We start from the raw sequence: 19,623 nt of genomic DNA, 5'->3' as shown, positions 1-19,623 counted from the left end.
TTCAATATTAAACGCATTCCATTTTTAATGCTGATTTAGTGTAAAGAAAATCCCCTAAAACCAAAGAATCATCTTCTTGATTTTAGGGGATTATTTTGATAGTATATATCTTAATGCGCTTCCAGCCAGTTGGCGCCCACACCACAGTCGGCAATAAGAGGCACCTGAAGTTTGATGGCATTTTCCATTTCTTCAATAACAGCTTTTTGTAGGGCTTCAAGCTCATTTTTCGGAACGGTGAAGTTCAACTCATCATGTACCTGCATGGTCATTTTGGCTTGCAGGCTTTCATTCTCCAATCGGTTTTGTATGCGTACCATGGCTATTTTGATAATATCGGCTGCCGTGCCCTGTATCGGTGCATTGATGGCGTTTCGCTCCGCAAAACCCCGCACAATGCTGTTTTGCGAGTTGATATCGGGTAGAAAGCGTTTGCGTCCAAGCAACGTTTCCACATAGCCCATTTCTTTGGCTTTCTGAATAGCGTTATCCATGTATTTCTTTACGTCGGGATAGGTGGCAAAGTAACCCTCGATAAGTTCTTTGGCTTCGGCACGCGGAATACTCAACCTGTCCGACAGTCCGAACACCGATATGCCGTAAATAATCCCGAAGTTAGCCGTTTTAGCTTTCCGGCGCATATCCGAAGTCACTTCTTCCAACGGAATTTTGTAGATTTTGGCTGCGGTAGCGGTGTGGATATCGTGTCCGCTATTGAAAGCCTCCAGCATATTTTTATCGCCGCTCAGGTGAGCCATAATGCGAAGTTCAATTTGCGAATAATCGGCACTGAAAAACAAACAATCTGCATCGGGGATAAATGCCTTGCGGATTTCTTTGCCTTGCGCATCCCGAATCGGAATGTTTTGCAGGTTCGGATTCGTGGAACTGAGTCGACCGGTAGCCGCTACCGTCTGATTGTACGAAGTATGTACCTTGCCTGTAATCGGACTGATTAACTGAGGCAAAGCATCGATATAGGTGCTGAGTAGTTTTTTTAAACCGCGATAGTCCAGAATCTTGCCGATAATCGGATGCTTCGATTGTAGTTTCTCCAGAATGTCTTCCGAAGTGGAGTATTGTCCGGTTTTGGTTTTCTTGGCTTTATCATCCAGTTTCAGTCGGTCGAAAAGTATTTCGCCAACCTGCATAGGCGAGCTGACATTAAATTCGTATCCTGCCAGTTGGTGTATCTCTTTTTCGAGCTTCAACATTTCGTCGGTCAGAATCACCGAACTCTGCCGCAGAGCTTCGCTGTCGATGCGTACTCCGGTATGCTCCATGGTGGCCAGCACTTGCATCAGTGGCATTTCTATTTCGTAGAAAAGATTTTCAAGCGCATCTGCTTTCAATTCTTTTTCTAATATTTGTTTCAGTCTGAAAGTCACATCCGCATCTTCGGCTGCGTAGTCGCATAATTTATTGATGTCCACCGTGCGTATGTCTGCCTGATTTTTTCCTTTTGCTCCGACTAAATCTTCAAAATGAATGGTTCGGTAATTCAGGTAAATTTCTGCCAGATAATCCATACCGTGACGCAATTCAGGTTGAACCAGATAATGCGCAATCATGGTGTCGAAAAGCTTTCCTTTTAGCTCAATACCATATTGCCAGAGCATCAGCAAATCGAATTTCATGTTCTGACCTATTTTCTCGATTCTGTCATTTTCAAAAAAAGCTTTGAATTCACGCAACACTTCTTTCGATTCTGTTTTGTCTTCGGGCAACGAAACATAATATGCTTCGCCTTCTGCAAAACAGAATGACATCCCTACCAAATCAGAGGTAAACATGTCCAGTCCGGTAGTTTCGGTATCGAAACAAACAGATTTCTGGATAAAAAGCTGCGAAATAAGGTTCGAGCGTTTTACTTTAGTATCGATCAGCACATACTTATGAGGAATATTTTCGAGCCCCTTCATACCGGAGGTTGAAACAACCACTTGCTGTTCGTCAGCCGGTGCAGCGTCAGATTGTTTTTCAGTCGGCTTAACGTCATTACTTTCAGCTTCATCAAACAAAGACATTTGTCCGGCAGGTTTTGGCTTTACCTGCCTGATACTTGGCAATGGCTGATCGGGAGGAAATGAGCTAAAAGGAGTTGCCAGTTTGGCCGACATAGTACGGAATTCGAGTTCATCAAACAAAGCCCGCAGTTCGGTTTCGTTACGGGGCACTATTTCCAGGCTCTTTTCATCAAAATCGATGGGAACATCTACTTTAATCGTAGCCAGGAAACGTGAGAAAATAATTTGCTCTTTGTTTTCTTCTATTTTTGTTTTCAATGCCCCTTTCAGTTCACCGGTTCTCGAAAGCAGGGTGTCAATGCTCCCGAATTCTTTCAACAGTTTCACCGCTGTTTTTTCACCCACGCCGGGGCAGCCGGGGATATTATCGGATGCATCGCCCATCAACCCGAGCAAGTCGATAACCTGTTCGTGGCTGTCCAGATCGTATTTTGCTTTTACTTCGTCCGGGCCCATAGTTTCGAAACCGCCGGTATGTTTTGGGCGGTACATAAAAATGTGGTCAGACACCAACTGTCCATAATCTTTGTCGGGCGTAAGCATGAAGACTTCAAATCCTGCCTGTTCGGCTTTTTTAGCCATGGTTCCGATTACGTCGTCAGCTTCATATCCGGGGATTTCCAACGCCGGAATGTTGTAGGCTTTAATGAGGTTTTTTATGATTGGCACCGCCAGTCGGATGTCTTCCGGTGTAGCTTCGCGCTGCGCTTTGTATTGCTCGTAAGCTTCGTGACGAAAAGTCTTGCCTTTGGGGTCGAAAGCGACGGCAATATGAGTGGGTTTTTCGCGTTTAAGTACGTCTTCAAGCGTGTTGACAAATCCAAAAATAGCCGATGTGTTCAGCCCTTTTGAATTTACTCTGGGGTTTCGGATAAAAGCGTAATAAGCTCTGTATATGATAGCGTAAGCATCAACAAGGAATAACTTTTTCATTCAATGTATATTTTTAAATGGCATTAAAGGTGTTGGAAAAACAATCAGAATGGTGAAACTGTTCTTACAATAAACTTTTCTGACCGTAAAAGTAATTAAAATATGCACAGAAATAAACCGGGACAGTTAAACAAACGACAAAAATGTTTACTTTTGTAGTTCATACCAATATGAGCATTCATATGAATTTAATAGACACCATTAAACAGCCGATTCTTCAGGAAATGCAATTGTTCAGAGAGACATTTGCAGAAGCTCTCAAAACGGACAACCCCATGCTTGAAACCGTGCATGAATATGTACTGCAGAAAAGTGGGAAGCAACTACGACCCATGTTGGTGTTGTTGTCGGCTAAGTTGTGCGGACATGTAAATCAGAATACGGTAGATGGTGCCCTTGCACTGGAACTGCTTCATACAGCCAGCCTTATTCACGACGATGTGGTGGATGACACGCTGGAACGCCGGGGAAAGCCATCGATAAACGCCCGATGGACTAATAAAATAGCCATTCTATCAGGCGATTACATTTTATCTAAAGCATTGGTATGTGCTACCAAAACCAACAGTCTGCCCGTATTGAAATCTATTGCCAATATCGGTATGCAGCTTTCGGACGGTGAGTTGCTCCAGCTGAGCAACGTGCAGGTGCTGAATGCTTCCGAAGAAAATTACCTTACCATTATACGCAAAAAAACAGCTTTATTATTCTCTACTTGCACCGAAGTGGGCGGACTTTCTGTGAATGCTGCGGAGGATACATTAGTCAGACTGCGCAATTTCGGAGAATACCTGGGTATCTGTTTTCAGATAAAAGACGATATTTTTGACTACTCAGAAAATATATCCATTGGGAAACCTACAGCTAATGATGTGCGTGATGGTAAAATTACTTTACCACTGATTTTTGCCCTTAAAAATTCGGAAGGCGATGAAAAAAACAAAGTGGTGAAAATTATTGAGGAGAAAGATTTTACGCCTGAGAATATTCAGACCATTATCCACTTTACACATGATAACGGTGGGGTGGCTTACGCGGCAAAACAAATGGAAGCGTATAAAAACAAAGCCATCGATGAACTCAATGGCTTTGCTGGCAGCGATGTAAAAACATCACTTATACGATGTGCTGAATACGCTGCGAACAGAGATTTCTAATAGCCGCATTCCCTATAAATCAGGAAAAAGAGCATCAGAAATTCATTAAAAATACTTGACTTCCTGGCCTTCTATTGAGCTCAGCAAGTTGTTGGCTAAGCGGCTTGCACCGAACCTGAACATGGTATTATTCAACCATTCTTCACCCAGAATTTCTTTTACCAGTGTGTAATGCTTCACGGCATCTTCGGTGGTTACAATTCCTCCGGCCGGTTTGTAGCTCACTTTCACTTTGTTTTTCTCGTTCCACGCTTTTATTGCCTGACACATTACGTAGGTAGCTTCGAGCGTTGCTGCAACAGGAATTTTGCCGGTGGACGTTTTAATAAAATCGGCGCCCGCAGCCATTGCCAACACAGAAGCTTTCATAATATTCGAAGCTGATTTTAAAGCTCCTGTTTCCAGAATCACTTTCAGGTGCGCTCCACGACAAGACGATTTGATTTCCGTCAATTCTTCAAAAACTTCTTCGTAGTTGCCTTCCAGAAATTTTCCGATAGAAATAACCACATCAATTTCGGTGGCACCTTCCATCACGGCCATAGCTGTTTCGGCCACTTTTACCTCAATAAAGGTTTGCGAAGCCGGAAATCCTGCGGCTACCGAAGCAATGCCGACATTCTCGGTCAGATACTCTTTTACAATCGGAACCAATGCCGGGTAGACACAAATGGCAGCCACGTTAGGCAATACCGGATAGACATTGTTGAAGTTATTTACCTTTTCTACCAAGGCTATAATTTCGGTATCTGTATCGGAGCCATTCAGTGAAGTCAGGTCAATCTGATTCAGACATTGTTTGTACACAGCCACGTTGTCATTTTCGGCATAATGCGCAGCCAGAATTTTGTCTATATCTTGTTTTACGCTTTCGTCGCTGATGTTGCAGTTGTATTGTTTAAAAAGGTCGTCAAATTTGCTCATATTGTTTTCTTTTTGTCTGACACCGGTCTCCGGTCTTCAGACTTGGTTAGTCAATGGGTTATAATAGTAGTGTTGTCTGGTGACTTGAGGCAGGAGACTTACAACAGTTTATCGTTTTCCAGATGTCGGGTGCTGTCTCGCTCTGTTTTCTTTAGCATGTTTTTTTCGAATGCTTCGGTGAGGTTTACGCCGGTTTGGTTGGCCAGGCAAATAAGCACCCACAGGATATCGGCCATTTCGTCGCCCAGATTCCTGTTTTCATCAGATTTTTTGAAAGATTGTTCGCCGTATTTTCGGGCAATGATACGTGCCAGCTCACCAACTTCTTCGGTCAGAATTACCATGTTGGTCAGTTCGCTAAAGTAACGAACACCGTAGGTTTTTATCCAGTCGTCGACTTGTTTCTGAGCTTCTTCGATAGTCATTTAATCTTCGTTTAGACGAGCAATGATGGTTTCGTTTCCGGTAGTCGATTCGCCTACGGTTACAAAAATTTCTGTGTCCAATGGAAAATATAAGTCAACACGCGAACCGAACTTGATAAATCCGAGATGTTCGTTGAGATGACATTTTTTTCCGGCATGCGCATAGGTTACGATTCGGCGCGCCAAAGCTCCTGCAATCTGGCGAACCAGAATTTGTGTTTTTCCTTCGGATTCGATAATTACCGTCGAACGTTCATTTTCTGTGCTTGATTTTGGCAAAAAGGCTGCCATGTGGCGTCCGCTGTGGTGAGTCGATTTCAGCACGGTTCCCTTCACCGGATACCAGTTTGCATGCACGTTGAAAACCGACATAAAGATTGAAACCTGAATACGTTTGTCTCCAAAATACTCCAGTTCATCAGTAGGTTCAACCACCACTATGGTTCCATCGGCAGGTGCAACTACCAGGCTCGGATCGTCGATATACACCTTGCGGGGCGGATTACGAAAGAAGTATGCAAAGAAAGACAGCAAGAGCGCCGAAACAATGATGTTGATAATGGGCACTATGCCAAAGGTAAAATGCGTGCAGATGTATAAATTCAGGAAAAAGATAACCAGCGTCAGTGTTATTAAAATCAATCGTCCTTCTTTATGAATTCTAACGTATCTCATGAATGTGTTGGGTTGTTTGGAGACTTGCCTGTATGTAAAAATTGCAAATCGGCTTTATGTATGTTATTAGTTTTATTTTGTGAAACAAAAGTAAAGAAAAAGAATCAGTGCTGCAAGGGAGTAGCCAAACTTTTATAATCCGATAGAATTGATTAACTTTGCGGCTTAAAATAAAGTACATACCGGCATGTACATAATCCGGAAAACTACAAAAACACGTTCTTATGAATTTATCTCTTCTCACGGCTATTTCACCCGTTGATGGTCGTTATCGTTCTAAAACCGAAGCTTATGCAGCTTACTTTTCGGAGTATGCCCTGATGCGTTACCGCGTTTTGGTTGAAATTGAATATTTTATTGCCCTGTGCGAAATTCCGCTAAAGCAACTGGAACAGGTTCCTGTATCGGTTTTTCCGAAGCTGCGTGCCATTTATACCGAGTTTTCTGAAGCCGATGCGCTCAAAGTAAAAGAAATTGAAAGCGTAACCAATCATGATGTCAAAGCGATAGAATACTTTATCAAAGAAAAATTTGACTTGCTGGGACTTGAAGCTTTTAAAGAGTTTATTCACTTCGGACTTACCTCGCAGGATATTAATAACACGGCTGTTCCGTACTCGATAAAAGATGCTTTGAACAATGTGTACTATCCTGAGATGGATGCTTTGCTGGTGTTGCTGAACCATCAGGTAGAAGAGTGGCGCGATGTGTCGATGCTGGCTAAAACACACGGACAGCCGGCCTCGCCTACCCGCCTGGGTAAAGAAATGATGGTGTTTGTGAACAGGCTGAACCAACAACTGGCCATCCTGAAACAAACTCCCAACTCCGCAAAATTCGGGGGAGCTACCGGAAACTTCAATGCGCACGCAGTGGCGTATCCACTGATTGACTGGAAAAACTTCGGAAATCATTTTGTGAACGACAAGCTTGGGCTGGATCGTGAGCAATGGACAACTCAGATTTCCAACTACGATAACCTGGCTTCGCAGTTCGATGCCATGAAACGTATCAACACGATTTTGATTGATTTCTGTCGTGATATCTGGACTTATGTGTCGATGGAATATTTCAAACAACGTATCAAAGCAGGCGAAGTCGGTTCTTCTGCCATGCCACACAAAGTGAACCCAATTGACTTTGAAAATGCGGAAGGAAACCTGGCCATGGCTAATGCTTCGTTTGAATTTCTGGCCGGCAAACTGCCTGTTTCACGCTTGCAACGCGACCTAACCGACAGCACCGTGCTGCGCAACGTGGGTGTACCGTTTGCTCATACGATTATTGCCACACAAAGCATTATCAAAGGATTGAACAAGCTGTTGCTGAACGAAACCGCCATCTATCGCGACCTGGACAATACCTGGGCAGTAGTGGCTGAAGGTATTCAGACTATCCTGCGCCGCGAGGCTTATCCTGCTCCATACGAAGCACTAAAAGCCCTGACCCGTACCAACGAAGGTATCAACGAAAAATCGATTCGTGATTTTATCGAAACGCTGGATGTAAGCCAATCGGTAAAAGAAGAACTAAAACGCATCACTCCGAGAAATTATACGGGAGTCTAGGATATTAGTTACCAGTCACGAGTTACAAGTTACAAGTAACTGATTCTCGTAACTCGTAACCAAATCTTTGTAACTCGTAACTAAATCTTGTAACTCGTAACTAAAAGAATGTTCAAATTCATAACGCTTCTTAAGCGGTTTATTCCGCCCTATAAGAAATATGTTTTCTTAAGTTTGCTGTTCAACCTGCTTTCTACGGTTTTCAGCTTATTTTCTTTCGCGGCCATTATTCCTATTCTGGGAATGCTTTTCAAAACCGAAAAAGCCATCAAAGTATATCAGATCTGGAACTGGCATGATAGTCTGAAGGTGATAGTGGCGGGCATTAAAAATAATCTGTCATATTCCGTTCAGCAGTTTATCGAAACCATAGGACCAAGCGCGGCATTGCTTTACCTTGGCCTATTTCTTATTGTAATGACAGCCTTCAAAGTTGGCACTTCGTATCTGGGATCTTATTTTATGATTCCGATCCGCACCGGCGTGTTACGCGACCTCCGAAACCAACTTTACCGGAAAATCATCAGTCTGCCGATAGGCTTTTTTACCGCCGAACGCAAAGGCGATATTATGTCGCGCATGACGGGCGATGTGGTGGAAGTGGAAGCCTCCATTATGAGTTCACTGGACATGATGTTCAAAAATCCTATCACCATTTTGTTTTATCTGGGCGTAATGTTTGCCATGAGCTGGGAGCTGACGCTCTTTGTGCTGGTGCTGCTTCCGTTTAGCGGGTGGCTGATAGGTAAGATCGGTAAATCGCTGAAAAAACGCTCTACGCTGGGGCAGGAACAAACCGGCGAACTGCTGTCGCAGATAGAAGAAACGCTGGGCGGACTACGCGTGATAAAAGCCTTTAATGCCGAACATAAACTCGAAGCACGGTTTGGTGCACTGAACGAGAAACTGCGCCGCACCTTTATGCGCCTGAACCGTCGCTATGATCTTGCACATCCCGTAAGTGAGCTGTTGGGAACGGTGGTTATCGCCATTTTACTCTGGTTTGGCGGAGTACTTATTTTGGGCAACAAAAGCAGCATCGATGCAGCCGAATTTATCTACTACATTGTTATTTTCTACAGCATTATAGCTCCGGCCAAAGAGTTGTCCAAAGCTTCGTACAGCATCCAAAAGGGACTGGCTTCGCTGGAACGTGTAGATAAGATTCTGATGAGCGAAAGCACAATAAAAGAACCTGAAAACGCGCAAACCATGAAGCCGTTTTCGGATAAAATAGAATTTCGCAACCTGAGTTTCAGGTACGAGACCGACTGGGTGCTACAGGATATCAATGTGGTGGTACCCAAAGGAAAAACCGTGGCACTGGTAGGTCAGTCCGGCTCGGGAAAATCCACCCTGGTAGATTTGCTGCCCCGCTATTACGACCCCGTGAAAGGGGAAATTCTGATGGACGGCGTCAATATCAAAAACTTTAAAGCCTACGACCTGCGCTCGCAAATGGGGAATGTAAATCAGGAAGCCATCCTGTTCAACGATACGTTTTTCAATAACATCGCCTTCGGGGTCGAAAATGCAACGCAGGAACAGGTGATAGAAGCCGCCAAAATAGCCAATGCACATGAGTTTATTATGGCTACCGAAAACGGCTACGACTCTACCATAGGCGACCGTGGCAGCAAGCTTTCGGGCGGACAGCGCCAACGCGTGAGTATAGCCCGCGCCATACTGAAAAACCCGCCGATACTGATACTGGACGAAGCCACTTCGGCGCTCGACACCGAATCGGAAAAAATGGTGCAGGAAGCGCTCGAAAACCTTATGCTCAACCGCACTACGCTGGTGGTGGCTCACCGCTTGTCCACCATTAAGCGTGCCGACGAGATTTGTGTGCTGCACGAAGGCAAAATAGTAGAACGCGGCAAACACGACGAACTGATAGCCCTGGATGGATATTACAAGCGTCTGTGCGATATGCAATCGTTCTAACAGGAGCAAGAAAGTAAGAGGTAAGAAAGTAAGAATATAAAAGAGTTTAATCCGATGGATTAAGCTCTTTTTTGCATTGTAGGGTTCCGCAAGCCTGCTAAATTTTCCGGAACGACGCTCAAAAGTTCGGAACGCGGCTAAACTTTTCGGAATGTCGCTCGAAAGATGGAGAAGCCTGCTCGAAAGTTCGGAACGACGCTAAAAAAACCGGAACGCTGCTCGAAAGATGGAAATGCCCGCTAGATTTTTCGGAACGCCGCTAAAATTTCCGGAAGACCGCTCGAAAGTTGGAGAAGCTCGCTCGAAAGTTCGGAACGTCGCTAAAGTTTTCGGAACGCTGCTCGAAAGTTCGGAACGTCGCTAAAATTTTCGGAACGCTGCTCGAAAGTTCGGAACGACGCTCGAAAATTTAGAGATTGTCCCAAAAACGGTGTAAATTAAAAAAATAACAGATTCATTGATATTGTAAAATAATGTTTTTATCTTTGGGGTTGAAAACAGATAACTTGACATAAAGTAAAACAATGTAGCACATACAGAGATGTTAGGCGGCATTTTAGAAAAAAAAGAAAATGAAGAATTTAGAGAATTACGGACTGGCTCTGACAAATGGTAAAATTCCGAATACCGTAAATTTTGACGAACTAGATATATTTGAAATAATTGAATCTGGAATATTTGATGGAGTTCCTGGTTTAGGGGAAATCATATCGACATATAAGGGATTTATGGACTTGCGAGATAAAATCTTCATGAAGAAATTCTTAAGATTTTTGCAAACATACAACGCTCATACTATCGACGAAGAAAAGCTGGTAAAATTTAGAAATAAGATTAAATCGGACAAGAAATATCGGACTAAAATAACAGAGACACTTATTGAATATATTGATGACTATAAAAGCGCACAAAAAGTCGAAATATATTCAAACTTATTTACAGCTTATATTAATGACTTCTACGACTGGGAATATTTTCTAACTCTCTCTGACTGTCTCAGGAAAGTCAACTTGAAAAATCTGAATGTAATACCTAAAATTGATACGACAGAAGGAAAAGAAGTAACTGAGTATGATGAATCTGAAGTTTCTGCAGAATCTGATTTAGTTTCTGCAGGTTTAGCTATACAAATGAGTGTTTGGTCTTCTGATACTTACCCTACTTGTTTTGGAAAAGATTTATTGAAATACGGACTGAAATAAATTGATAAACATACTAAAATCTATTGGACATAGAATTGTTTATATAATTGGAATATCAATAAATATTGTTCTGATTTCAAGATATTTTTTTGACAAAATCACTATTTGTTGTGAACCTTGTATTGACCCAAATGATTGTCCTCCTTGTCAAACTGAGTATATGAAAAATATTGGGATTTATATAATTGCATTCAATATATTATTTACGATAAGCATAATTATAAAACGAAAAATCGAAAAGAAAAAAACGACTGCCTAACACACGCTCTCTTAGGTTTGCATATAAAATAGAATTTTGAGAAGCAAGGTTGATTTCTTCTGTCGTGCTAAATATATCTCTCGGTGCTCTGCACCTCTTCTGTATCTTTCTTACTTTATTCTACAAAGATTTTGGTGCTCTGCACCAAATACTTTTGACAGTACTACTCAAAGGGACAGCGTCCCGAGCTATTTGTAGAAACGGAATAATTGTTGAATCCTGAGGTGCAGCGCACCGATATATTTTTGTTATCAGGGAATTTCTCACTACCCCTCGTTTGTAACGAGGGGTCTGTGGTCAATCGTTTTATAAACGATACATAAGAAAATAGTGAGTTGGTTAGTGCCACTACCCAACTGAAACTTTTAGCAAATAACGGTAAGAGGTACCAGTATTCCACAAGCAAATAAATACCCCTTTCAAATATCTTTCACTTTAAACGGATTGTAGGAAATATCCGTATCGAACACATCGGTTTGCTCCGTTTTCTTCACTTTCTTTATCACGAAGTTGGTCAGCGGGAGGGCTATAATTTCGTACCCGGTTTTCAGGGCTGTCTGTGTAAGAATAAGCATCAGCAATGCGCGATGTCCCATAACACCCGAGAAGGCAATGGTGAAAAACACCAGTGAATCGGCTCCTTCGCCCACAATGGTAGAAGCTACGGCACGGATAGAAAAATGCCGTCCATGCTGCCATATCTTCATTTTACTCATCACGTAAGCATTCAGAAACGATCCGAAAAGAAAGGCGATAAAACTGGCCACCACCATGCGTTCGGAGCTTTGAAGAACCAGCGCAAATGACTTCTGATAATAGAAATGCGGCGAAGCCGGCGCCCAGATACTCAGCCTGAAAACGATAGCCGCCAGAAAATTCATCAGAAAACCATTCCAGATAATAAGGCGCATTTTACGATAGCCCCACACTTCGGCAATTAAATCGTTGATGATGTAGGTAATGGGGAAGATAAGCAGTCCGGCGGTGATTTCGAATCCGCCCACGGCAATAAGTTTTTGACCTACGATATTAGCGATAAGCAGGCAGACTGTAAACATCAGTCCGAACCACATAAAGGCAACAGAAACTTGTTTTTTCATTGGGCTGGTTTTCAAGTAGTCGGTTATAAATTATTGCCTGCAAAGATATGAGATTTTTATTGATAAACAAAAAAGGAATTGCTAAATGCAACTCCTTTATGTATTGAGAATAGCCGACTCTCACCTTCTGATAAGGTGCAATATCGGGCAAAACTGTTTATGCCTGATGTATCAGCTCTTTCATGATAAGCGTCATAAGCGGCTGCACGGAATTACCTATTTCCTGCACTTCCTCGTGGCTTACTTCCACTATCTTTCCGGGAACACCCAAGTCGGTAACGATCGAAATTCCGAAACAGCGCATGCCGGCATGGTTGGCCACTATCACTTCGGGCACGGTACTCATCCCTACAGCATCAGCTCCAATGGTGCGGAAATAACGGTATTCGGCAGGCGTTTCGAACGTTGGTCCGGTGGTACCTACATACACACCTTCTACCACTTTTATATTGTTTTTAGCCGCTATTTGTTTGGCTTTAGCTATCAATTCTTTGGAGTAAGCTTCGCTCATATCGGGGAAACGGGTACCCAGTTCCGGGAAATTCTTTCCGCGAAGCGGATGTTCCGGAAACAGGTTGATATGATCGGTTATAATCATCAAATCACCGATTTCGAAGTCGGGATTCACACCACCCGAAGCGTTGGATACCAAAAGCGTTTCGATACCCAGGGCTTTCATTACCCGCACAGGGAAAGTAACGGCTTTCATATCATAGCCTTCATAATAATGGAAACGACCCTGCATAGCCAGTACTTCCACATCGCCAAGCTTGCCCACAATAAGTTTTCCGCTGTGGCCTTCTACGGTCGAGACAGGAAAATTAGGTATAGTTTCGTATGGAATTTCAGTTTTATCGGTAATTTGTGTCACCAGATTCCCTAAACCTGTGCCCAGAATAATTCCGGTTTTAGGATTAGAAGGAATTTTAGAACGTAGAAAATCAGCGGTTTCTTGAATTTTCTGCAACATAACTTTTAATTTTTTGAATAAATAATGATTCTTGATTGTGTAATATCTGCACCCGAATAGGCAAAGCAAATACCCGGGATTTAAGCGCCTCGGGGAAATTAGGATTAGAAATCAGGCGGGCCGCATCCTTTTCGGTGACCAGCATAATTTTTTCATCGGCTTTTATCGATTCAAATGCTGACTGTATCTGATTAAAATCTTTCGTTGTAAACGCATGATGATCGGCAAAGAAAAGCGTCTCAATCGTTTTTGTATAAATGCTCAACTGCTCCACAATAGGTTCAGGCGAAACTATTCCGGCCACAAGCAAAGCGCCTGCTCCGCTGTCGGCAATTTTCTGAAAAGTCCAGTTTTCAGGCTGCGCTGCAGGAAATACAGGCACCATTTCGTCGTAAACAAAGCATGAGAAAAATACTTCCTGATTGGTTTCAGGCTTTAGCTCCATCTCGGTCAGCCGCATATCTATAGGTGTCAGGTCCGGCGGGCATTTAGTCACCACTATTATGTTCGCTCTCTTGCTTCCATGCTTGGCTTCACGCAATCGGCCGTAGGGCAACAAGCTGTCATGCCTGTAGATATTGGAATAATCTGTTAGCAAAATGGATAATCCGGGCTGTATGTACCTGTGCTGAAAAGCATCGTCGAGCAACACCAGTTGTAGGTCAGGAACCTGCTTCAATAACTCTCCTACCCCGTGTACTCTTTTCTCATCAACGGCAACTGTCACTCCCGGAAACTTCTGATGTATTTGAAACGGTTCATCCCCCAGAGTCAGACTGCTGGAATTTTCATCGGCCAGATAAAAGCCTTTTGTCCGGCGCTTGTATCCACGGCTCAATACCGCCGATTTCCATTCCGTTTGCAGAAACGACAGAATAAACTCGGTGTGCGGAGTCTTGCCCGTTCCGCCTACCGCCAGATTTCCAACGGAAATAACAGGAATATCGAACGATGTGGATTTGAGAATATCGCTATTGAACAACCAGTTACGAATGCCTGTCACTATCCCGTAAAGTAGTGAAAAAGGTAAAAAGATACTATGTTTTACTTGCGTCTTCAAGTAGCGATAATTTTCAGAAAAAATGAAGGGGATGACAAAGATACAATATTTCTTTTGGGCAACAACCGGTTAATTCATCATTTTATTAATGGAATCGAATCAGCATACGCCCACCGTTCAGGGCACCGGATCATATCCACTGCCACCCCAAGGATGACAGCTGCTAATGCGTTTTATGGCGAGCCAGCTACCTTTAAAAATCCCGTGTTTGTTCACCGCTTCTATGGTGTATTGCGAGCAGGTGGGTGTGTACCGGCAGCGTGCCGGAAAAAGCGGCGAAATGCTGTACTTGTAAAAATACACCGGAAGGAGCACTATAAAGTGTAATATCTTTTTCATATTATTTATAGCTTATAAGTTCGGAGCTTCAGGAGTAACAGCCAACGAAACAGCATCTTTGTTTATGACTTTCTCTTTGAGTCGTTCCAGCGCGATTTTCATTTTTTTCTCTACCGCCTCAAAATCAAGCACATCGTCAGAGACATAATTGAAAGCCACGTGTATTTGCAACTGTTTGTCATCAAGGGCTTCTATCAGTTCCTGTTTGTTCAGTCGGTAACTCTCGCGCATCAGGCGTTTCAGTCGGTTTCTTTTCACCGCTCTTTTGAAACGCTTCTTCGGCACACTCACCATGATGCTGGCAGCTGCCACATCATTCCGGGACTCAATAAGATAAACCACACGCAGCGGATAAGCAATAAAAGCATCGCCCCGGGTAAACAGTTTAGTAATGCGCTTATCACCGCATAAATGTTCCGCTTTTGCAAATGAGTTTGGGTGGTTCATGGTCAAAAAATAAACTATCCCAAAAGTACGGAAATTCTTCGATACTTTTGGGATAGTAAAAATCGTTCGAAACGAATTATTTTCGTGTTTTCTTATTATTCTCTTTCAAAAAGTTATCCAGTGCCATAGTCATTGAAGGCACACCCGGAAGCGGAACTTCAATATCAAGGCGTAGTCCGGCATCGCGTACCGCTTGAGCAGTGGTAGCACCAAAGCATCCTATCTGAATTTCTCCTTGTTCAAAATTCGGGAAGTTTTTCAGAAGTGAAGCAATTCCAATCGGGCTAAAGAACAATAACATATCGTAGTTAAATTCTTCATCCGGACCAAAGTCATTACTTACTGTTTTGTACATTACCGCTTTGGCATAAGTAACTTTTAATTTTTCCAGCGTAGCGATAGTATCTTCATTTTGCACATCCGAGGTAATAAGTAAATATTTCTCATCGGTGTGTTTGTTCATAATGGTCACCAACTCGGCCAGTTTTCCGGTAGCTCCATAAAAAACCTTGCGCTTACGATAATGTATATAGCGCTGTAAATACAATGCTACCGACTCGGAAACACAGAAATACTTCATGGTTTCGGGTATAGTGATACGCATCTCTTCGCACAATCTGAAGAAATGATCAATACCATGACGAGCATTAAAGATAATAGCAGTATAATCTAAAATAGTTATGCGTTGAGTTCTGAACTCTTTTGCTAAAATAGGCTCAACCTTTATGAATGGACGAAAATCAATCTTGACACTATATTTCTCGCTAATGTCAAAATAGGGTGATTTTTCGGTTGTCGGCCGTGGTTGCGACACAAGTATCCTCTTGATTTTCAAAACACTAAAGTTTAAATTTTAAACACTCAATAAAATCAAATTATACACCTGAAATAATCCTAGCAGGGGTAAAAATTCAAGGGTGCAAAGATACAACAATATATAAAAAGAAGCTACTGTTTTATGGGAAAAAATTTGAAATAGTTTAATTATGACTAGAATACATGCAATAATGCACATTGCCAAACTAACAGATTGTATTATATATGCGTTATTGTGAATGTAAATTTGCATTATGAGTAATGGATACAAAACTATCCCCAGAAACGAAATCACATTAAAATAACTCTCTTTTGCCATTTTCAAACTCACAGGAGTCAGGAAAACATACCCTAAAAAGTTGAACAAAATAGACTTAAGAAACAAGAATAAAGCAGTAAGCGCATAGAAAATACAATATTCTCTGAAAACAAAGTGATCGCCCGGTTTAAACAAAATCAGGTAGACATACAAACTTAATACTCCTAAAGAAAATATGTTTAGAAAGAATCTGAACTGAAAATCGTTTACGGTGGCCTTGCTGAAAATACTGGAGCGCTCTTTTACCTGAAAGAATGTTTTGATAGTTTCCGAAATAAAACCGGACGACTGTGAAACAGCCAACACCAATAGAAAAAACAAAATAAATAAAACGATGAATACCCAACTCTCATTTTGAGGAAGCGATGGGTGCGGAACTCCTACAAAACCACGGGGAATAAGAGCCACAGCCCGGAGCGAATCAACTACGTGCAACGAATCTGCTTTTGCTAAAGAGTCAAGCCGTGCCAATGAATCAAGGCGTGCCATCGTATCAGGCAGTACTTTGACACTTTCGGTTATGGTATGTAATGAATCGGGCTGAAGCATAAATATTCCTTATAATGCGGCAAAACTTCGGGCGTTCGAATCCCAGTTTACTGAATTTTGAATAGCAGGCAGAACTTCTTCGGGTGTTTCTACCACTTCCCACATCCTACGATGCTCATCTCTCATGAAGTGTTCATCTACTGCTCTGTCAAGCATCGTTATCAATGCATCGAAATACCCTTCCAGGTTTACAATCACTATCGGTTTAGTGAATATCCCCAAGCGTTTCCAGGTAATAACTTCCAACAGTTCTTCCAACGTGCCGCATCCGCCGGGTAGCGCCACAACAGCATCGGCCATAAGAGCCATCTTTTCTTTCCGTTCGTGCATAGTCTCTACCAGAATAAGCTCTGTCAGATTTGTGTGGTTCCACTCCACTTCGCACATAAAACGCGGAATAATGCCGGTTATTTTACCTCTTGATGCCAACATGCTGTCGGCCAACTGCCCCATAAGTCCGTTAGAACCTCCACCGTACACCACCGATAAACCTGCTTTAGCCAATATCGAGGCTAACGAGGCTGTTGCTTCAAAATAAGACGGCTTTACCTGTGTGCTCGAAGCACAATAGACACAAATAGTTTGCATGACTTGGGGAAACAATTTTTTTCGTGAAATTAAATGCAAAAATACTGTTTTCTTTCCGTATTTTTGAAGTTCAAATAAAAATTACAGAAAAATGATATTGGTAACCGGAGCCACCGGTTTGGTGGGAGGAAATTTATTGTGGTATCTGTTACAGCAGAACGAAAGAGTTGTAGCCATACGCCGACCATCAAGCAATGTACAAGCACTGCGCACCATATTCAGCTTTTACAGCCCGGAGCCGGATAAATTTTTAGAACGTATCGATTGGAGGATAGCAGATATGCTGGATATCAACTCCATCAGGGCAGCACTTTGCGAAGTGACTACAATTTATCATTGTGCAGCCATGGTCTCACTGGGCGGAAATTCAGATACAATATTGAATACCAACATTCTGGGCACAAAAAATATTGTCACGGCTGCTCTCGAAGCTAAAGTCGATAAATTTTGCTTTGTCAGCTCAATTGCTGCCTGCGGAAAGGATAAAAACAAGACCGAAATCGATGAAAATTCAACCTGGACAGACTCCCCTGCAAGATCATTTTATTCAAAAAGTAAATATGAGTCGGAGCAGGAGGTTTGGAAAGGAATCAGTCAGGGATTAAAAGCAGTGATAGTCAACCCGGGAGTAATTTTGGGAGTTTCGGGTAACGAAAACGGAAGCGCGCAACTATTTTCGCAAGTGCGCAAGGGATTACCATTCTACACCAACGGTGGAAGCGGATACGTGGATGTCAGCGATGTGGCTAAAGCAATGATCTTGCTTACCAACTCCGATATATCCGGCGAAAGGTACATTCTGGTTGGCGAAAATTGTTCCAATAAAGACATTCTGGGCTGGATGGCAGATGGTTTCAATAAACGTCGACCATTTATTCCTATCGGGGGAAAAATACTTTGGTTAGCAGGAATTATCGCCGAACTGGCAGGACGGATTTTTAATTTCACTCCGGTAATTGATCGTGGAACGGCACGCTCAGCCACCAACAGAGAATACTATTCAAACCGAAAGATAATTCAATCCACAGGATTTACATTTACACCCATAAAGCAATGCATCGGTGATGTATGCAAATTTCTATTGAAAAAATGAGGAAAAGCACTCCAACCGGACTAAACCGATTGGAGAATTTCTTTGAAGCTCGTCAAAAAGATGTCTGCATCCGATTTGGATAAACACAATGGAGGCAATAACCGGATGGTATTAGTACCACTGGCGCCTGTAAATATTTTTTTCTCGAACAATAAGCGGTTACGTATTTCTTTCACCGGCTGTTCAAACTCAATGCCGATCATCAGTCCTAAACCTCTGATTTCTTTTATCTGATGAATTTTGGATAGTTCTTCTATCAGATAATTTCCTATCTTTTCAGCATTTTCAACCAAGTGTTCTACTTTGATAATATCGAGCACAGCGATAGCAGCAGTACATGCCAAATGACTTCCGCCAAAAGTAGTCCCCAACATACCATGCGATGCTTCAAACATTGGACTGATAAGCACTCCTCCGATAGGAAAACCATTTCCCATACCTTTGGCCACGGTTATCAAATCGGGACGAATTCCTGCATGCTGGTGCGCAAAGAATTTTCCGCTACGTCCATAGCCTGATTGTACTTCATCCAATATCAGAACAGTTCCCGCAGCCTTACACGCTTCGCTCAACTCCTGAAGGAACTTGTTTTCCGGTGTACGAATTCCGCCTACACCCTGAACACCCTCAATGATAACAGCACAAACATCTCCCTTACTGAGTGATTTACGTACAGCTTCAATATCGTTTAAAGGCAAAAAATCTACTTCAAATCCTTCGTTTATCGGTGCAACTATTTTGGGGTTATCCGTTACTCGCACGGCTGCCGAAGTTCTTCCATGAAAGCTTTTATCAAAAGCAATCACTTTACGGCGACCGGTATGAAACGAAGCCAGCTTGAGTGCATTTTCATTGGCCTCGGCTCCTGAATTTATAAGAAAAAGAGAGTAATCTTCGTAACCCGACATTTTACCCAATTTCTCGGCCAGTTCCACCTGCAACTTGTTTATTACCGAATTGGAATAAAAAACCAGATTTTCTATCTGATGAGTTAGCTTCTGAACGTAATATGGGTGAGAGTGACCCACTGATATCACAGCATGTCCACCATACAAATCGAGGTATTCGATTCCATGATTGTCATACGTTCTACAACCAATTCCCTTCGCTATTTCGATATCAAAAAGCGGATATACATTAAACAAGTTCATACATCTAAGATTTAGTGATAATATCTATATTTCAGTTTACAAGACATTTAGACTACAATCAAAAGTTCCTGAAA

Annotated in this window: 19 protein-coding genes; 6 read left to right on the top strand and 13 right to left on the bottom strand. The window is 42.4% G+C overall.

Translation table 11 applies throughout. From position 1 onward, the window contains the following. Window positions 1-110 precede the first annotated feature (110 nt). Window positions 111-2,960 (bottom strand): DNA polymerase I, encoded by a 2,850-nt coding sequence (gene polA / locus PALPR_RS10980; protein ID WP_013445702.1) that lies wholly within the window; start codon window positions 2,958-2,960, stop codon window positions 111-113. A gap of 182 nt (window positions 2,961-3,142) precedes the next feature. On the opposite strand from polA, the gene PALPR_RS10975 reads away from it, so the two are divergent. After that, window positions 3,143-4,117, top strand: a complete 975-nt coding sequence (locus PALPR_RS10975; RefSeq protein ID WP_041620906.1) for a polyprenyl synthetase family protein — start codon at window positions 3,143-3,145, stop codon at window positions 4,115-4,117. A gap of 45 nt (window positions 4,118-4,162) precedes the next feature. Here PALPR_RS10975 and deoC read toward each other — a convergent pair whose 3' ends face one another. The 3 genes from deoC to PALPR_RS10960 all read right to left on the bottom strand — a co-directional run bounded on the left by deoC (window position 4,163) and on the right by PALPR_RS10960 (window position 6,141). Continuing rightward, window positions 4,163-5,041: a deoxyribose-phosphate aldolase gene (deoC, locus tag PALPR_RS10970; protein ID WP_013445700.1), complete on the bottom strand. Its 879-nt coding sequence runs from the start codon at window positions 5,039-5,041 to the stop codon at window positions 4,163-4,165. A 98-nt stretch (window positions 5,042-5,139) separates the two neighbouring features. After that, window positions 5,140-5,466, bottom strand: coding sequence for a nucleotide pyrophosphohydrolase (locus tag PALPR_RS10965; RefSeq protein ID WP_013445699.1), 327 nt, complete (start codon window positions 5,464-5,466; stop codon window positions 5,140-5,142). Next, window positions 5,467-6,141 carry a phosphatidylserine decarboxylase family protein gene (locus PALPR_RS10960; RefSeq protein ID WP_013445698.1) on the bottom strand — a complete coding sequence of 225 codons (675 nt, stop codon included), beginning with the start codon at window positions 6,139-6,141 and terminating at the stop codon, window positions 5,467-5,469. 224 nt (window positions 6,142-6,365) lie between these two features. On the opposite strand from PALPR_RS10960, the gene purB reads away from it, so the two are divergent. From purB to PALPR_RS10945, 4 genes are all read left to right on the top strand, one after another. Further along, on the top strand, window positions 6,366-7,709 hold the full coding sequence (gene purB, locus PALPR_RS10955; RefSeq protein ID WP_013445697.1) for an adenylosuccinate lyase: 1,344 nt from the start codon (window positions 6,366-6,368) through the stop codon (window positions 7,707-7,709). Between the two features lie 108 nt (window positions 7,710-7,817). After that, window positions 7,818-9,656: an ABC transporter ATP-binding protein gene (locus PALPR_RS10950; protein ID WP_013445696.1), complete on the top strand. Its 1,839-nt coding sequence runs from the start codon at window positions 7,818-7,820 to the stop codon at window positions 9,654-9,656. A 232-nt stretch (window positions 9,657-9,888) separates the two neighbouring features. Continuing rightward, a complete protein-coding gene (locus PALPR_RS16105; RefSeq protein WP_272867134.1) occupies window positions 9,889-10,020 on the top strand; it encodes a hypothetical protein in 132 nt (43 codons plus the stop codon). Between the two features lie 208 nt (window positions 10,021-10,228). Then, window positions 10,229-10,858: a hypothetical protein gene (locus tag PALPR_RS10945; RefSeq protein ID WP_013445695.1), complete on the top strand. Its 630-nt coding sequence runs from the start codon at window positions 10,229-10,231 to the stop codon at window positions 10,856-10,858. Between the two features lie 678 nt (window positions 10,859-11,536). Here the strand turns inward: PALPR_RS10945 and PALPR_RS10940 are convergent. The 8 genes from PALPR_RS10940 to PALPR_RS10905 all read right to left on the bottom strand — a co-directional run bounded on the left by PALPR_RS10940 (window position 11,537) and on the right by PALPR_RS10905 (window position 17,305). Beyond that, window positions 11,537-12,217: a queuosine precursor transporter gene (locus PALPR_RS10940; protein ID WP_013445694.1), complete on the bottom strand. Its 681-nt coding sequence runs from the start codon at window positions 12,215-12,217 to the stop codon at window positions 11,537-11,539. Between the two features lie 157 nt (window positions 12,218-12,374). Continuing rightward, window positions 12,375-13,187: a purine-nucleoside phosphorylase gene (locus PALPR_RS10935; protein WP_013445693.1), complete on the bottom strand. Its 813-nt coding sequence runs from the start codon at window positions 13,185-13,187 to the stop codon at window positions 12,375-12,377. Beyond that, the gene (gene lpxK / locus PALPR_RS10930) at window positions 13,159-14,247 is read right to left on the bottom strand and encodes a tetraacyldisaccharide 4'-kinase (protein WP_013445692.1); all 1,089 of its coding nucleotides are present in this window, start codon (window positions 14,245-14,247) and stop codon (window positions 13,159-13,161) included. The genes PALPR_RS10935 and lpxK overlap by 29 nt, the downstream gene beginning before the upstream one ends. A 117-nt stretch (window positions 14,248-14,364) precedes the next feature. Continuing rightward, on the bottom strand, window positions 14,365-14,586 hold the full coding sequence (yidD, locus tag PALPR_RS10925; RefSeq protein ID WP_013445691.1) for a membrane protein insertion efficiency factor YidD: 222 nt from the start codon (window positions 14,584-14,586) through the stop codon (window positions 14,365-14,367). 12 nt (window positions 14,587-14,598) lie between these two features. Further along, a complete protein-coding gene (rnpA, locus tag PALPR_RS10920; protein ID WP_013445690.1) occupies window positions 14,599-15,033 on the bottom strand; it encodes a ribonuclease P protein component in 435 nt (144 codons plus the stop codon). A 76-nt stretch (window positions 15,034-15,109) separates the two neighbouring features. Further along, window positions 15,110-15,868 carry a uroporphyrinogen-III synthase gene (locus PALPR_RS10915; RefSeq protein WP_013445689.1) on the bottom strand — a complete coding sequence of 253 codons (759 nt, stop codon included), beginning with the start codon at window positions 15,866-15,868 and terminating at the stop codon, window positions 15,110-15,112. An 18-nt stretch (window positions 15,869-15,886) separates the two neighbouring features. Continuing rightward, window positions 15,887-16,717 carry a DUF4271 domain-containing protein gene (locus tag PALPR_RS10910; RefSeq protein WP_013445688.1) on the bottom strand — a complete coding sequence of 277 codons (831 nt, stop codon included), beginning with the start codon at window positions 16,715-16,717 and terminating at the stop codon, window positions 15,887-15,889. A gap of 9 nt (window positions 16,718-16,726) precedes the next feature. After that, on the bottom strand, window positions 16,727-17,305 hold the full coding sequence (locus PALPR_RS10905) for an LOG family protein (RefSeq protein WP_013445687.1): 579 nt from the start codon (window positions 17,303-17,305) through the stop codon (window positions 16,727-16,729). Between the two features lie 91 nt (window positions 17,306-17,396). On the opposite strand from PALPR_RS10905, the gene PALPR_RS10900 reads away from it, so the two are divergent. Next, window positions 17,397-18,398, top strand: a complete 1,002-nt coding sequence (locus PALPR_RS10900; RefSeq protein WP_013445686.1) for an NAD-dependent epimerase/dehydratase family protein — start codon at window positions 17,397-17,399, stop codon at window positions 18,396-18,398. Window positions 18,399-18,418: 20 nt separating this feature from the next. Here PALPR_RS10900 and PALPR_RS10895 read toward each other — a convergent pair whose 3' ends face one another. Next, window positions 18,419-19,549 (bottom strand): aspartate aminotransferase family protein, encoded by a 1,131-nt coding sequence (locus PALPR_RS10895; protein ID WP_013445685.1) that lies wholly within the window; start codon window positions 19,547-19,549, stop codon window positions 18,419-18,421. Between the last annotated feature and the right edge of the window lie 74 nt (window positions 19,550-19,623).

It is taken from the genome of Paludibacter propionicigenes WB4, assembly GCF_000183135.1.
Taxonomy (GTDB): domain Bacteria; phylum Bacteroidota; class Bacteroidia; order Bacteroidales; family Paludibacteraceae; genus Paludibacter; species Paludibacter propionicigenes.
The sequence above is the reverse complement of the archived record's forward strand: the minus strand, read 5'-3'. Positions and strand labels throughout refer to the sequence as shown.

Coding starts and splice junctions, on each gene's coding strand:
- polA (WP_013445702.1), bottom strand. CDS start 2,960: ATGAAAAAGTTATTCCTTGTTGATGCTTACGCTATCATATACAGAGCT.
- PALPR_RS10975 (WP_041620906.1), top strand. CDS start 3,143: ATGAATTTAATAGACACCATTAAACAGCCGATTCTTCAGGAAATGCAA.
- deoC (WP_013445700.1), bottom strand. CDS start 5,041: ATGAGCAAATTTGACGACCTTTTTAAACAATACAACTGCAACATCAGC.
- PALPR_RS10965 (WP_013445699.1), bottom strand. CDS start 5,466: ATGACTATCGAAGAAGCTCAGAAACAAGTCGACGACTGGATAAAAACC.
- PALPR_RS10960 (WP_013445698.1), bottom strand. CDS start 6,141: ATGAGATACGTTAGAATTCATAAAGAAGGACGATTGATTTTAATAACA.
- purB (WP_013445697.1), top strand. CDS start 6,366: ATGAATTTATCTCTTCTCACGGCTATTTCACCCGTTGATGGTCGTTAT.
- PALPR_RS10950 (WP_013445696.1), top strand. CDS start 7,818: ATGTTCAAATTCATAACGCTTCTTAAGCGGTTTATTCCGCCCTATAAG.
- PALPR_RS16105 (WP_272867134.1), top strand. CDS start 9,889: ATGCCCGCTAGATTTTTCGGAACGCCGCTAAAATTTCCGGAAGACCGC.
- PALPR_RS10945 (WP_013445695.1), top strand. CDS start 10,229: ATGAAGAATTTAGAGAATTACGGACTGGCTCTGACAAATGGTAAAATT.
- PALPR_RS10940 (WP_013445694.1), bottom strand. CDS start 12,217: ATGAAAAAACAAGTTTCTGTTGCCTTTATGTGGTTCGGACTGATGTTT.
- PALPR_RS10935 (WP_013445693.1), bottom strand. CDS start 13,187: ATGTTGCAGAAAATTCAAGAAACCGCTGATTTTCTACGTTCTAAAATT.
- yidD (WP_013445691.1), bottom strand. CDS start 14,586: ATGAAAAAGATATTACACTTTATAGTGCTCCTTCCGGTGTATTTTTAC.
- rnpA (WP_013445690.1), bottom strand. CDS start 15,033: ATGAACCACCCAAACTCATTTGCAAAAGCGGAACATTTATGCGGTGAT.
- PALPR_RS10910 (WP_013445688.1), bottom strand. CDS start 16,717: ATGCTTCAGCCCGATTCATTACATACCATAACCGAAAGTGTCAAAGTA.
- PALPR_RS10905 (WP_013445687.1), bottom strand. CDS start 17,305: ATGCAAACTATTTGTGTCTATTGTGCTTCGAGCACACAGGTAAAGCCG.
- PALPR_RS10900 (WP_013445686.1), top strand. CDS start 17,397: ATGATATTGGTAACCGGAGCCACCGGTTTGGTGGGAGGAAATTTATTG.
- PALPR_RS10895 (WP_013445685.1), bottom strand. CDS start 19,549: ATGAACTTGTTTAATGTATATCCGCTTTTTGATATCGAAATAGCGAAG.